Origin of the sequence: Stakelama sediminis, assembly GCF_014199335.1 — a bacterium.
Taxonomy (GTDB): Bacteria; Pseudomonadota; Alphaproteobacteria; order Sphingomonadales; family Sphingomonadaceae; genus Sphingomonas; species Sphingomonas sediminis.
Genome location: NZ_JACIJI010000001.1, coordinates 244,589 through 257,554 on the forward strand (window position 1 = coordinate 244,589; position 12,966 = coordinate 257,554).

Consider the following 12,966-nt stretch of genomic DNA (forward strand, 5'->3'; position numbering starts at 1 on the left):
TCGTGACCCCGTCATTCGTTCACCTCTGGAGGCTGCGCAAATGGGGCCGCATCCTCGCCCGGCATGGCGCGCTGCTCGGGATCGAGCGCGACCGCAACACCCCACGGTCGGTGCGACGTTTGGCCCGATTGCTACGCTTCGGTGCCCGTATGCCGAAAACTCCCGGCTATGCCGACGCGTTTCAGGCGATCGGTCCTGCCGCGATCAAGCTGGGCCAGACGCTCGCGACCCGTCCCGATCTGGTCGGCGAAGAGGCGGCGAACGACCTCCGGCGGTTGCAGGATGCGCTGCCCGCCCTGCCCTTCCCGGTCATCCGCGACGCCATCGAGGCCAGTTTCGCCAATCCCGTCGACACGCTGTTCAGCGAAATCGAAGAGGAACCGATCGGCGCTGCCTCCATCGCACAGGTGCATCGCGCCACCACCACCGACGGCCGCACCGTCGCGGTGAAGGTGCTGCGCCCCGGCGTCGAGGCGGAGTTCGCCCGTGCCATCGACACCTATGAATGGGCCGCCGCGCAGGTGGAGGCGATGGGCGGCGAGGCCGCGCGGCTGCGCCCCCGGCTGGTCATCGATACCTTCAAGCGCTGGACCGCGCGCGAACTCGATCTGCGCCGCGAAGCCGCCTCGGCTTCCGAACTGGCCGACGGAATGCAGGCGGAGCCGGATTTCCTGATCCCCGCAATCGACTGGCAGCGCACCAGCGGCAAGGTGCTGACGCTCGAATGGGTGGACGGCATCAAACTGTCCGACCGCGACAGACTGATCGAGGCGGGGCATGACCTGACCGATCTGGCGCAAAAGCTGGTGCGTGCCTTTCTGCGTCAGGCGATTGCCGAAGGCTTTTTCCATGCCGATATGCATCAGGGCAATCTGTTCGCGCTTGCCGACGGACGGATCGCCGCGATTGATTTCGGCATCATGGGCCGCATCGACCGCCGTGCACGCGTCTGGCTCGCGGAAATCCTCTACGGCCTGATCACCGGCAATTACCGCCGTGTCGCCGAAATTCATTTCGAGGCAGGCTATGTCCCTGCCCACCATAATGTCGCCGAGTTCGCGACGGCCCTGCGCGCAGTGGGAGAGCCGATGCGCGGCATGGCGGTCAAGGACATGTCGGTCGGGCTGATGCTCGATTCGCTGTTCAATATCACCCGCGATTTCGACATGCAGACCCAGCCGCATCTGCTGCTGCTGCAAAAAACGATGGTGATGGTGGAGGGTGTAGCCACCACGCTCGATCCCGACATCAACCTGTGGGACACGGCGGCACCGTTCATCCGCGAATGGATCCGCGGCGAACTCGGCCCCGAAGCCGCCGTTGCAGACCGGCTCATCGAGGATATGCGCACGCTTGCCCGCCTGCCGCAACTTGTCCGCAATATCGAACGCCATTTCCCGACACCGGGGGGCGCCCCGCCCGCACCTCCGCTCAAGGATATTCAGGTCGTGCGCGTCGGCGGCGGCTGGCGCTATCTGGCGGTGGCCATCCTCGCCGCCGCGCTCGGCGTGATCGCGACGCTGCTGCTGCACTGATGGCCCGCGTCCTTCCGCCCTTATGGCTTCGCGAGCCGAGCCGGTTTTCCGGCATCTCGCACCGTCAGGGCATCTGGACGCTGACCGCGCTCGCGCTGCTGCTGATCGCATCGCTTACCGCGTTTTCGACCCCGGCGGGCCATCAGCCCGGCGCACCCGTCGTCGCGGAACAGACCGACCTCTATCTCTACGGCTCCATCGTCGACGGCATCCGCGCGGGCGGCAAATATTACAGCGTGACCGCTTCCGCCCTGCGTGCAGGCAATTTTCCGCTGAAGCCCTTTCTCACTTTCCGCCTGCCGACCCTTGCCATGGTACAGGCCATGCTTCCTCCATGGGGGGTGACCGCGCTGCTCGAACTACTGGCACTGGCTGCGGCAATCGCCTGGTATCGACGCCTTCGCCCGTTATTGTCCGGCGTGCTTCCCCTCACCGTCGCGATGTTGCTGATGCTGGCGGGAATGCTTGCCTGTATCCAGCCCGCGCTGGCCCCGTTCCACGAAATCTGGTCGGCACTGCTGATCGCCCTGTCGCTGGCACTGCGTAAGCCGGATCGCTGGATCGACGCGGTGGCGCTCGGGCTTTGCGCCATGCTCATCCGCGAAACGGCAGCGCTCTACATACTGGTCATGGCGATCCTTGCTTTTGCCGGAGGGCATCGGCGCGAAGCAATCGGCTGGGCGGTCGCGCTCGGTATTTTCTTCGTCGCGCTGACGCTGCACGCCATGGCCGTGGACAAGGTGGTCGGCCCGCTCGATCCCGCCTCGCCGGGATGGCACGGGCTGCACGGCTTCGGCCTGTTCGTGAAGTCGGTGGTTCTTGCCACTGCGCTCCAGGGTGCGCCCTTGTGGATCGCGGCACCGTTGATCGCGCTGGCATTGTTCGGCTGGGCAAGCTGTCCCGGTGCCGCCGGGCTGCGGGTATTGGCGACACTGCTCAGTTATGCCCTGTTTATCAGCGTGATGGGCCGCACCGATACCTTTTACTGGGGGCTGATGGTGGCACCGCTGCTGCTGGTTGGACTGATCTTCGTACCCGACGGCCTGCGCGACGCGGTGCGCGCAATGCTCGACACGCGGCGCGTTCGCGTGCAGAGGATCAGCCGATGAAGCGCATTTTGCTGATCGTCGGCGGCGGGATCGCTGCCTATAAGGCCTGCGAGCTGATCCGCCTGTGCCGCAAGGCGGGACTGGGCGTGCGCTGCGTACTGACCGATGGCGGTGCGCAGTTCGTAACGCCGATGACGCTGGCCGCGCTGTCCGAAAATCCCGTCCATACCAGTCTGTGGGATCTGAAGGACGAGGCGGAGATGGGGCATATCCAGTTGAGTCGGGATGCCGATCTGGTCGTCGTCGCGCCCGCCACCGCCGATCTGCTGGCAAAGATGGCGGCGGGAATTGCCGATGACCTTGCCACCACGCTGCTGCTTGCGACCGACAAGCCGGTGCTCGCCGCACCCGCGATGAATGTCCGCATGTGGCAGCACGCCGCCACGCGCCGCAACGTCGCGCAACTGCGCGGTGACGGCATTACCGTACTCGAACCCGATGAAGGCGCGATGGCCTGTGGCGAATACGGCCCCGGTCGCCTGCCCGAACCGGAGGCGATCGTCGCCGCGATCACGGACGCCCTTGGAGAGGCTCCGGCGTCCGACCGGCTGGCGGGGAAGCACATCCTCGTCACTGCGGGGCCGACGCATGAACCGATCGATCCGGTACGGTATCTCGCCAACCGCTCTTCGGGGCGTCAGGGATTTGCGATTGCCGGTGCACTGGCGCGGCTTGGCGCGCGCGTGACGCTGGTATCGGGTCCGGTGGCGCTGCCCACCCCGCCCGGTGTCGCGCGGATCGATGTCGAAACCGCGCAGGAAATGGCCAATGCCGTCGCCGCCGCCCTGCCTGCGGATGCCGCCGTCATGGTCGCCGCAGTCGCCGACTGGCGGGTTGAACAGGCGGATCACAAGATCAAGAAGGACGGCGGTGCCGCACCCGAACTGGCGCTGGTGGAGAATCCGGATATCCTCGCCATGCTGGGAGCCAGTCCGCGCCGCCCGCATCTGCTGGTCGGCTTTGCGGCGGAAACCGACAAGGTGGTCGAACATGCGACAGCCAAACGCACGCGCAAAAATGCCGACTGGATCGTCGCCAATGATGTTTCGGGAGATGTCATGGGGGGAAATGCGAACAGCATTCACCTGATTACCAAAACCGGCACCGAAAGCTGGGAACGCATGGACAAGCAGGAGGTCGCCCGGCGACTGGCGGAACGGATCGCCGATGCGCTGTAACCGGAAAACGCTGCTGCTCGCTCTGCCGCTCGCACTGGCCGGATGCATGGCCACAAAGGTCATGCCGCCGCCGGAAACGCCGCTATATGCGCAACGTACCGGCGATACCGCTGCGTCGCGGGTCAAAACGCTGGTTGTCATCCTGCCCGGTGACGGCACTGCGGACAAACGCACCGACCCCGCCGACTTTGCCGCGCAGGTCACCAAAACCATTCCCGACAGCGCCGTGCTGACCATCTTGCGCCCCGGCTATGCGGATCAGGAAGGCAATCGCTCGCCGGGCGAGCGCGGGGACGGAAGCGGTGACAATTACACGCGCGACCGCATCAACCTTGTTGGCGAAACCATCGCCGCCTGGCGCACGCGGATGCCGCACGCCAAGGTCATTGTGGTCGGCGTCAACGGCGGCGCCGCGATCGCCGCCGATCTGGCCGGGATCGAATCGGGCATCATCGACGGTATGGTACTGCTGTCCTGTCCCTGCACGCTGCCCGAATGGCGGCGTCATATGGCAAAACAGACCGGAGCGCCGGAATGGAGCGCCCCGGTTGAAAGCCTCGACCCGCTACAAACCGCCGGTGGCGTTGCCGCCGACATGCGCGCGGCCATTCTGGTGGGTGCCGATGATACCATAGCACCGCGGCGTTTTTCCGGCCCCTATGCAGAAGCTCTTGCACTTCGCGGCATTGCGACCGATTATCACATTCTGCCGAACAGAGGGCATAGGCTGTTGAATGATCCCGAAACTTTGAAGGCAACCGAGCGGCTTGCCGCAGCGCTGACAGGGAAACGCTGACGGTGGAGCCGATCCGGATATTGTTCAAACGGCTGCCGCACGGAGCGGACCTGCCGGTCCCGGCCTATGCGACCGAGGGTGCCGCCGGCATGGATATCGTTGCCGCCGAAGATCTGACGCTCAGCCCCGGTGAAAGGGCGGCCGTGGCAAGCGGTTTCGCCATCGCCATACCGCCGGGCTTTGAGGTACAGGTGCGCCCCCGCTCGGGCCTTGCGCTCAAGCACGGCATCACCTGCCTCAACACTCCCGGCACGATCGACAGCGATTATCGCGGCGAGGTGAAGGTCATTCTTGCCAATCTGGGGCAGGAGGATTTTGCGGTTGGCCGTGGGGAGAGGATTGCCCAGCTCGTGCCCGCCGCCGTGCAGAAGGCTGTGATTGAAACGGTCGCAGAACTCGACGCAACCGTGCGTGGCGCGGGCGGATTCGGGTCGACCGGGCGATGAAGGAAGCCGTCGCCCTGCTGATGATGGCCTTTGCGACAGATCAGGCCGATCTGCCCTCGCTCAAAACGGCGATGGACTGGGATGCCCTGCCGCCGCTTCCCTATCAGACGCGACCGGTCGTCACCCCGCAAATGACCCAATATGTAGCGCAGGAAATGGCGACCGAGCACTGCCCGATGCCGCCGCGCATCAACGGCCAGCACGTCATCACTGTAAAGGTTGCCGTCATGCTGTCGGGGGACGGGACCATTCGGGCAACCATCCCCCATGCCATCAATTGCGCCACGGTGGAGCAATATACTGCCGGGCTGGTCACCGGCTTTGCCCGCAACAACCTCCTTCTTCCTGCGGAAGCGCCTGAAACCTGGTATCGCACATCGGTCGTCTATAGCTGGAAACATTGATGCTGAGCGACAGCCAGCTCGAACGCTATGCCCGCCACATCATTCTGAAAGAAATCGGTGGCGCCGGTCAGGCACGCCTGCTCGACGCGCATGTTGCCGTGATCGGCGCGGGCGGGATCGGATCGCCGGTCATTCAATATCTGGCCGCTGCCGGTGTGGGGCGGCTGACCATCATTGACGACGATCATGTCGATCCGTCCAATCTGCAACGCCAGACCCTGTTCCGGACCGCTGACACCGGAAAGTTCAAGACCGAAGCGGCGGCGCACTATGTCGACGCCCTCAATCCTGACGTCCGGGTCGAGGGCCTCGTACATCGTATCGATGCCGAAAACGCGCAGGCGATGCTGAGCGGTACCGATGTCGTGGTCGACGGCAGCGACAATTTCGCCACCCGGCTCGCGGTTGCGGATGCGGCACTGGCGCTGTCGATTCCGCTGGTGTCGGCGGCTGTCGGTCAGTTCGAGGGCCAGTTGGGCGTCTTTCGCGGCTGGGAAGCGGACAAGCCCTGCTATCGCTGTTTCGTAGGCGGATCGCCGGAACGCGAGGAGGCAAGCTGCGCCGAACAGGGCGTCCTCGGTGCCCTGACCGGCATGATGGGCAGCCTCGCCGCGATCGAGGCGGTTCGGGCCATCGTCCCGTTCGGTGAAGACAGCGCCGGAAAACTGCTGCTCGTCGACGCACTGTCGCTGCGTTTCCGCACGCTCACCCTGCCCAAGGATCCGGGATGTCCGGCATGTGCGGCCTGACCATCTTCGTTGCCACCGATGATCCCGAACGCTTCCGCGCGGCGCTGACGCTTGCCTGTGCCAGGGCCGCCACCAGCGCCGATCCAGTGCGCGTTTATTGCCATGAGCGCGCGGTTAGCCTGCTTTCGGAAAAGGGAGATGCAACTACGCCGGAACATGGCCTGCCCGACCGGCTCAGCTTGCTGGCAACCGCGTCGGAGTGCGGGGTGCGCCTATATGCCTGCCCCACCGGGCTGACGATCACGGAAAACCGGCCCGAAACCCTTGTCGCGAATGTTGAGATTGCCGGACTCATCCAGCTTCTTGCCGATCGGCCGGATGACGCGCTGATCGCATTCTGATCCGGAAGCAGGTTTTACGAAGTAAAACGAATCATCCGTTCTACGCCTTGCGAATCATGTACCTCCTTCCTTTGGGGCATGGACAGTCGATCCCGTACGGCAGCATGCGGCCCCCCTCATAAACCCGATCCAACCGTCAAATGATCGATGAATGGTTGCTTTTCAAAGCCCTGTCCCATTCTTGTGCGACGCAATATGTTGCTATCCTGATCATGATCCGATAGCTTTCACCGTCCACGGCATCTGGAGGCATGGGTGGCAACCGCCAGTAAGCTTGCAAAAGCGGCATTTCAGGAAAATGATCCGATGGATCAGGACTTGACGCCGGTCGCGCCGCTGCCGACTGCGACCGTTCCCGCGCATCCAGGCTCGGCGCCTAACAATTCCGCGCTGCATGGTCGCGCCATCCTGATCCTGCTGCTCGTCGATATCGTCGCGATTGGAGCTCCGTTTCCGGTTATCAGCGCCCTCCGGACCGTCAGCGGTTCGACGGCACCCGGCCTGTATGCCACTGCGCTGGTCCTGCTGTATCTGGTGATTGGCGGTAATCAGCACGCTTATACGTCCAACGCCATGCGCAGTCCTTACGTAGCCGTGCGCAAAGGGGTTCGTTCACTGCTGCTGGCAACGGCCGCTGCTACGCTGGCATTGTTTTACACGAAAACCAGTGAATCTTTCCCTCGCCTTACCATCGGGCTGAGTTCGGTCAGCGCTGTGGTACTCCTGTCGATAGCGCGGTTTGGCGTCGTGTCCTGGCTTGATCGGCTGATCGGCGGGCATCCGTTCCAGACGCTGGTGATTGTTGATGGAAACCTGCCCGTTCCCAAGGGCAATCATGATTATGTGGTCATGGCCGATCCGCTGCTGAATCCCGATCTTAACGACCCCAGAATGTATCAGCGCATGGCGAAAGCACTGGGCGCGGCGGATCGGGTTCTGGTCGTTTGCGAACCACGTCGCAGGATGGCCTGGACCAGAGCATTGCAGGGCACGAATGTTCAGGGCGAAATCTATATGCCCGAACTACATGAATATGCCCCCTCCGGCATGGGTCGGGATCGTCGTACGCCGTCGATCATCGTCGCCACGGGCCCTCTCAACCTGTTCGACCGTGCAACCAAGCGCCTGTTCGACCTGGCCGTAGCGTCGATTGCGCTGCTGCTGTTGTCGCCGCTGCTGATCACGGTGGCGATCTGGATCAAGCTGGACAGCCGCGGGCCCGTTTTCTTCCGTCAGGAACGGATCGGGCGCAGCAACCATTTGTTCCGCGTTTATAAATTCCGCAGCATGTACGCCGATCTTTGCGATGCAAAGGGAAGCCGTTCGACATCGCGTAGTGATGATCGGATTACGCGTGTCGGCAACATTCTGCGCAAGACCAGCATCGACGAATTGCCGCAATTGCTGAATGTCCTGCGCGGTGAGATGAGCATTGTCGGCCCGCGCCCGCATGCGGTGGCTTCTCGCGCTGCCGACAAGCTGTTCTGGGAGGTCGACCGTCGCTATTGGGATCGCCACGCTGCAAAGCCCGGCGTCACCGGTCTGGCACAGGTGCGCGGCTTCCGGGGTGCGACGCTGGTGGAGCGCGATCTTCAGGACCGCCTGAACTCCGATCTGGAATATCTTCAGGGCTGGACCATCTGGCGCGATTTCAAGATTGTGTTTCAGACAGTCGGCGTGGTTTTCCACCGCAACGCTTTTTAAAAAGAGCGGGCATGAAAAAGGCGGCTGCCGTTCCCGGCGCCGCCTTTTTTGTGAACATGATTGTCCCGCCGGATTACCCCAGCAGCGTGCGCGCGAAATCCCCGACCGGCCCGGCCAGATCGGCACGTTCCATCGCCACTGCCAGGTTTGCGTGCAGAAACCCGGCCTTGTCGCCGCAATCGTGCCGCACACCGGCAAAGGTAACGCCATGGAAAGGCTGGTCGCCGATCATCCGCGCCATCGCATCGGTAAGCTGGATTTCGCCGCCCGCACCCGCTTCCTGATTTTCCAGCAGGCGCATGACTTCAGGTTGCAGCACATAGCGCCCGATCACCGCCAGATTGGATGGCGAGGTTCCCGGCGCGGGCTTTTCCACCAGTCCCTTCACCTCGGTCAGCGCACCGTCGCGCGCACCCGGTGTGATGATGCCATATTTCTGCGTCGCTTCATCGGGCACCTCCATCGCGCAGATCAGATTGCCGCCGACCTTTTCATAGGCATCGACCATCTGTTTCAGGCACCCCGGCTTCCCGTGCATGAAATCGTCGGGCAGCACCACCGCGAACGGTTCATCGCCGATCAGGTCGCGCGCGCACCATACCGCATGACCCAGCCCCATCGGCTCCTGCTGCCGGACATACGCGAAGCTGCCGGGCTTCAGCCGCGTGCCTTCGAGCACTTCCAGCGACTTGCCGCGCGCCTTCATCGTCGCTTCCAGTTCATAGGCGATGTCGAAATGGTCCTCGATCGCGCCCTTGCCGCGCCCGGTGACGAGGATCATCTGCTCGATCCCTGCTTCGACCGCTTCATCGACCGCATATTGGATCAGCGGCTTGTCGACGACCGGCAGCATTTCCTTCGGTACCGCCTTGGTCGCGGGCAGGAAACGGGTACCAAGTCCCGCAACCGGAAAAACAGCCTTCTTCAGCGGCTTCGTCATTCAATACTCCCTGTGATTTCACTGCGCTATGCCATGAACCTGACTGACAGTGCACCTATCCAGAATTGCCCTATCATGGCCGCTGAAGGAGGTTTTTACCACCCATGGCGGGTTATACCGCAGCTTTCCCGCGGTATCGCGACCGCAGCACGGCGCTGTCATGGGCTTACCGCCCGACCATGGTTTCCGGCCGCACCAGCCGATCGAACGTGTCGGCATCTACCAGCCCCAGTTCCAGCCCGGATTCCTTTAATGTCAGTCCTTTTTCATGTGCATGCTTGGCGATTTTTGCCGCATTGTCATAGCCGATTTCGGGCGCCAGCGCGGTGACGAGCATCAGCGATCGGTCGCGCAGCTCAGCGATCCGCGACTCATTGGCCTCCATCCCCTCGACGCAACGCTCGGCAAAGCTCTGCATCGCGGTGGCGAGCAGATCGATCGAGCGCAACACCGCCGCACCGATCATCGGCTTGAACACGTTGAGTTCGAGGTGTCCCTGCAATCCGCCGACGGTAATCGCCTGATGATTGCCCATTACCTGCGCCGCCACCATGGTCAGCATCTCGCACTGGGTGGGGTTGACCTTGCCCGGCATGATCGAACTGCCCGGCTCATTGGCGGGAAGATCAAGCTCGCCCAGCCCGCAGCGCGGCCCCGATCCCAGCAGGCGGATATCGTTGCCGATCTTGCTCAACGCTACGGCCAGCGTGTTGAGCGTGCCCGACAGGTGCACGACCGGGTCATTCGACGCCAGCGCCTCGAAACTGTTTTCCGCCGGAATGAACGGATTGTCGGCGATTTCGCTGATCGCCCTGCAGATTTCCACCGCAAATCCCCTGGGTGCGTTCAGGCCGGTGCCGACCGCCGTACCGCCCTGCGCCAGCCGGTTGGTGCCATGTTCGATCGCCGGTTCGATCCGCCGACGACAGCGATAAAGCTGGTTGGCATAGCCCGAAAATTCCTGCCCCAGCGTCAGCGGTGTCGCGTCCTGCAAATGGGTGCGCCCGATCTTGACGATCCCATCCCATTGCGTCGACTTTGCATCCAGCGCCTTGTGCAACCGGTCGAGCGCGGGCAGCAACCGCCGCGTCACCGCCAGAGAGGCAGCGACGTGGATGGCGGTCGGAAAAGTATCGTTGGAACTTTGCGATTTGTTGACGTGATCATTGGGATGCACCGGCGATTTGCCGCCGCGTTTGCCGGTCAGCGCTTCGTTGGCGCGGCCCGCAATCACCTCGTTCGCATTCATGTTCGATTGCGTGCCCGATCCGGTCTGCCAGATGACCAATGGAAACTGATCGTCCAGCTTGCCCGCGGCCACTTCCGCCGCCGCCGCCTCGATCGCATCGGCCAGTTGTGCGTCCAGCCCATGCCCGCGATTTACGCGCGCCGCCGCCTGTTTGATGATCCCCAGCGCATGAACGATCTCGACCGGCATCCGCTCACGACTGCCGAACGGAAAATTCTCCAGGCTGCGCTCGGTCTGCGCGCCCCAATAGGCGTCGGCAGGGACTTCAATACTGCCGATCGAGTCGCTTTCGGTGCGGGTGTCGGGCATTCGGGCCTCCTCAAGTCATGCTGCCATGACTTGGGAGCGTTCCAGCCCGAAACAAGGCCGCAAACCCATAAAGGGCACCGGCTGAAGCATCACTTTTTGCGTTTGAAATCCACCGCGACGACGTTCGACCCGTCCGCACTCTCGCCGGTATCGTCATTCTCGCTCGATTCGTGCGGCTCCGGCCCTTCCGGCCCTTCGGCAGCCTGAAAGCGCAGTTCGAAATTGACCGCCGGATCGTGAAATCCGGTGATCGCCGAATAGGGAATCACCAGAGTCGACGGAATCTGGTTGAAACTCAGCCCCACCGAAAAGCGCTCGTCATCGACCGTCAGATCCCAATAGCGGTGCTGCATGACGATCGTCATCTCGTCCGGAAACCGGTCGATCAGCCGCTGGGGAATGTCCACACCGGGCGCTTGAGTCTTGAAAGTAATATAAAAATGGTGGCTGCCGGGAAGACCGCCCTGTTCCTGAATTTGTCCAAGAACGCGTCCTACCACCGCGCGCAGGGCTTCCTGCACGATCTCGTCATAGGGAATCAGGCTGTCGGCTACGGCATCACTCATGGTGCAACTGCTAACCTCCTTTGCCGTACGGTCAAGATTGCATGGCGCGAAAGGGGCGCTATGTGGTCACACTATGCGCACCGCCACCCTCTCCCGCAAGACCGCCGAGACGTCGATCGACGTCACCGTCAATCTCGACGGCACCGGCACCTATCAGGTGTCGACCGGCATCGGCTTTTTCGATCACATGCTCGAACAGCTTTCGCGCCATTCGCTGATCGATCTGGACGTGAAGACGGTGGGCGACCTGCATATCGACCAGCATCATACGGTTGAGGATACCGGCATCGCCATCGGTGAGGCGATTGCGAAAGCCCTAGGAGACAAGCGCGGCATCCGCCGCTACGGCGAAGCCATGTCGGTGATGGATGAGACGCTGACCCGCGTCGCGCTCGACATTTCCGGACGGCCCTGGCTGGTGTGGAAAACCGAATTTTCGCAAAAGCGACTGGGCGAGATGGACACCGAAATGTTCGAACATTTCTTCCACAGCTTCGCACAGAATGCAGGCATCACGCTGCACATCGAAACGCTCTACGGGTCGAACAACCACCATATCGCCGAAAGCGCGTTCAAGGGGCTGGCGCGGGCACTGCGCACGGCAACCGAGATCGACCCGCGCAAGGCCGATGCCATTCCCTCCACCAAGGGAACGCTCGGCGGCTGACCGACCATCCGGCAAGGGAGAATGCCCATGTTCATTCTGTCGCTACGCTATACCGCGCCGATGGAGCGCATCGACGAACTGCTTCCCGATCATGTCGCCTGGCTGCGCAGTCAGCATGAAGCCGGGATTTTCATGGCATGGGGGCGCAAGGTTCCGCGCGAAGGCGGTGTGATCTTTGCCAAAGGCGATAGCCGTGCAGAAATCGAAGCACTGGCGAAAACCGACCCCTTCGTCGCCAACGGCGCGGCAGAGGTTAAGGTGATCGAATGGGCACCGACCTTTGTCGAGCCGGGGCTGGAGCAACTGACCGCGTGACGATTGCACTGATCGACTATGGCGCGGGCAACCTGCATTCGGTGCACAATGCGCTGAAGGCGGCGGGTGCTTCCGATATTGCCGTTACCGCCGATCCCGATACGGTGCGTCGCGCCGACCGCGTGGTGCTGCCCGGTGTCGGCGCATTCCGGGCCTGTGCCGACGGATTGCGCGCGATTGACGGCATGGTCGATGCGATGGAGGCACGCGTGCTGGGTGACGGCGTGCCGTTTCTCGGCGTCTGTGTGGGGATGCAGTTGCTCGCGACCACCGGAGAGGAATTCGGCAGCCATCCCGGCCTGAACTGGATTCCCGGCACGGTACGTGCCCTCACCCCCGCCCCCGGCATCCATGTCCCCCATATGGGCTGGAACGATGTCGTGCCGGTCGCCGACGCGCCGCTGATCGAAGCGGGCGAAGCCTATTTCCTGCACAGCTATGCGTTCGAGGGCGATAACGTGCTCGCCACTACCGATCATGGCGGTCCGGTGACGGCGGCAATCGGCCGCGAGAATCTGCTGGGCGTGCAGTTCCACCCCGAAAAAAGCCAGCGCTACGGCATCGCGCTGCTGGAAAGGTTCCTCGCATGGCGTCCGTAATCATTCCTCCCCTGCAAGGGGAGGTGGCGCGCTTAGCGCGACGGAGGGGTGTTACCGCC

Annotated in this window: 15 protein-coding genes; 12 read left to right on the forward strand and 3 right to left on the reverse strand. The window is 62.8% G+C overall.

Going from position 1 to position 12,966, the window contains the following annotated elements:
* The first annotated feature begins 2 nt into the window (after positions 1 to 2).
* The 9 genes from ubiB (at position 3) to FHR23_RS16730 (ending at position 8,262) form a co-directional block, all read left to right on the forward strand.
* Entirely contained in the window at positions 3 to 1,535 is a 1,533-nt protein-coding gene (ubiB, locus tag FHR23_RS01235) for a 2-polyprenylphenol 6-hydroxylase (protein WP_184001123.1), read from the forward strand.
* On the forward strand, positions 1,535 to 2,644 hold the full coding sequence (locus FHR23_RS01240; RefSeq protein WP_184001124.1) for a hypothetical protein: 1,110 nt from the start codon (positions 1,535 to 1,537) through the stop codon (positions 2,642 to 2,644). Before ubiB ends, FHR23_RS01240 begins: the two co-directional genes overlap by 1 nt.
* Complete coding sequence (coaBC, locus tag FHR23_RS01245) at positions 2,641 to 3,822, forward strand: bifunctional phosphopantothenoylcysteine decarboxylase/phosphopantothenate--cysteine ligase CoaBC (protein ID WP_184001125.1); 1,182 nt, start codon at positions 2,641 to 2,643, stop codon at positions 3,820 to 3,822. Before FHR23_RS01240 ends, coaBC begins: the two co-directional genes overlap by 4 nt.
* A complete protein-coding gene (locus FHR23_RS01250) occupies positions 3,812 to 4,618 on the forward strand; it encodes an alpha/beta hydrolase (RefSeq protein WP_246359643.1) in 807 nt (268 codons plus the stop codon). Before coaBC ends, FHR23_RS01250 begins: the two co-directional genes overlap by 11 nt.
* The gene (gene dut / locus FHR23_RS01255; protein WP_184002104.1) at positions 4,615 to 5,064 is read left to right on the forward strand and encodes a dUTP diphosphatase; all 450 of its coding nucleotides are present in this window, start codon (positions 4,615 to 4,617) and stop codon (positions 5,062 to 5,064) included. The genes FHR23_RS01250 and dut overlap by 4 nt, the downstream gene beginning before the upstream one ends.
* Positions 5,061 to 5,468, forward strand: coding sequence for a hypothetical protein (locus tag FHR23_RS01260; RefSeq protein WP_246359644.1), 408 nt, complete (start codon positions 5,061 to 5,063; stop codon positions 5,466 to 5,468). The genes dut and FHR23_RS01260 overlap by 4 nt, the downstream gene beginning before the upstream one ends.
* A complete protein-coding gene (locus tag FHR23_RS01265; protein WP_184001126.1) occupies positions 5,465 to 6,217 on the forward strand; it encodes a HesA/MoeB/ThiF family protein in 753 nt (250 codons plus the stop codon). The genes FHR23_RS01260 and FHR23_RS01265 overlap by 4 nt, the downstream gene beginning before the upstream one ends.
* Positions 6,196 to 6,558 (forward strand): DsrE family protein, encoded by a 363-nt coding sequence (locus FHR23_RS01270; protein WP_184001127.1) that lies wholly within the window; start codon positions 6,196 to 6,198, stop codon positions 6,556 to 6,558. Before FHR23_RS01265 ends, FHR23_RS01270 begins: the two co-directional genes overlap by 22 nt.
* A gap of 255 nt (positions 6,559 to 6,813) precedes the next feature.
* Positions 6,814 to 8,262 carry a sugar transferase gene (locus FHR23_RS16730; protein WP_343042926.1) on the forward strand — a complete coding sequence of 483 codons (1,449 nt, stop codon included), beginning with the start codon at positions 6,814 to 6,816 and terminating at the stop codon, positions 8,260 to 8,262.
* Positions 8,263 to 8,335: 73 nt separating this feature from the next.
* On the opposite strand, the gene galU is transcribed toward FHR23_RS16730, so the two are convergent.
* The 3 genes from galU to FHR23_RS01290 form a co-directional block, all read right to left on the reverse strand.
* Positions 8,336 to 9,202: a UTP--glucose-1-phosphate uridylyltransferase GalU gene (gene galU / locus FHR23_RS01280; protein ID WP_184001128.1), complete on the reverse strand. Its 867-nt coding sequence runs from the start codon at positions 9,200 to 9,202 to the stop codon at positions 8,336 to 8,338.
* 166 nt (positions 9,203 to 9,368) lie between these two features.
* Complete coding sequence (gene fumC / locus FHR23_RS01285) at positions 9,369 to 10,760, reverse strand: class II fumarate hydratase (RefSeq protein WP_184001129.1); 1,392 nt, start codon at positions 10,758 to 10,760, stop codon at positions 9,369 to 9,371.
* 89 nt (positions 10,761 to 10,849) lie between these two features.
* Complete coding sequence (locus FHR23_RS01290; protein ID WP_184001130.1) at positions 10,850 to 11,326, reverse strand: SspB family protein; 477 nt, start codon at positions 11,324 to 11,326, stop codon at positions 10,850 to 10,852.
* 73 nt (positions 11,327 to 11,399) lie between these two features.
* Here FHR23_RS01290 and hisB point away from each other — a divergent pair, with 73 nt between their 5' ends.
* From hisB to hisH, 3 genes are read left to right on the forward strand one after another with little or no spacing between them, the layout of a single operon-like run.
* The gene (gene hisB, locus FHR23_RS01295; RefSeq protein ID WP_184001131.1) at positions 11,400 to 11,993 is read left to right on the forward strand and encodes an imidazoleglycerol-phosphate dehydratase HisB; all 594 of its coding nucleotides are present in this window, start codon (positions 11,400 to 11,402) and stop codon (positions 11,991 to 11,993) included.
* A 27-nt stretch (positions 11,994 to 12,020) separates the two neighbouring features.
* Complete coding sequence (locus FHR23_RS01300) at positions 12,021 to 12,308, forward strand: YciI family protein (RefSeq protein WP_184001132.1); 288 nt, start codon at positions 12,021 to 12,023, stop codon at positions 12,306 to 12,308.
* The gene (gene hisH / locus FHR23_RS01305; RefSeq protein WP_184001133.1) at positions 12,305 to 12,907 is read left to right on the forward strand and encodes an imidazole glycerol phosphate synthase subunit HisH; all 603 of its coding nucleotides are present in this window, start codon (positions 12,305 to 12,307) and stop codon (positions 12,905 to 12,907) included. The genes FHR23_RS01300 and hisH overlap by 4 nt, the downstream gene beginning before the upstream one ends.
* Positions 12,908 to 12,966 lie beyond the last annotated feature (59 nt).

Bases quoted from the DNA above. Each gene is read 5' to 3' on its own strand.
- coaBC (WP_184001125.1), top strand. From the start codon at position 2,641: ATGAAGCGCATTTTGCTGATCGTCGGCGGCGGGATCGCTGCCTATAAG.
- FHR23_RS01250 (WP_246359643.1), top strand. From the start codon at position 3,812: ATGCGCTGTAACCGGAAAACGCTGCTGCTCGCTCTGCCGCTCGCACTG.
- galU (WP_184001128.1), bottom strand. From the start codon at position 9,202: ATGACGAAGCCGCTGAAGAAGGCTGTTTTTCCGGTTGCGGGACTTGGT.
- FHR23_RS01300 (WP_184001132.1), top strand. From the start codon at position 12,021: ATGTTCATTCTGTCGCTACGCTATACCGCGCCGATGGAGCGCATCGAC.
- FHR23_RS01240 (WP_184001124.1), top strand. From the start codon at position 1,535: ATGGCCCGCGTCCTTCCGCCCTTATGGCTTCGCGAGCCGAGCCGGTTT.
- FHR23_RS01270 (WP_184001127.1), top strand. From the start codon at position 6,196: ATGTCCGGCATGTGCGGCCTGACCATCTTCGTTGCCACCGATGATCCC.
- fumC (WP_184001129.1), bottom strand. From the start codon at position 10,760: ATGCCCGACACCCGCACCGAAAGCGACTCGATCGGCAGTATTGAAGTC.
- FHR23_RS01290 (WP_184001130.1), bottom strand. From the start codon at position 11,326: ATGAGTGATGCCGTAGCCGACAGCCTGATTCCCTATGACGAGATCGTG.
- FHR23_RS01260 (WP_246359644.1), top strand. From the start codon at position 5,061: ATGAAGGAAGCCGTCGCCCTGCTGATGATGGCCTTTGCGACAGATCAG.
- hisB (WP_184001131.1), top strand. From the start codon at position 11,400: ATGCGCACCGCCACCCTCTCCCGCAAGACCGCCGAGACGTCGATCGAC.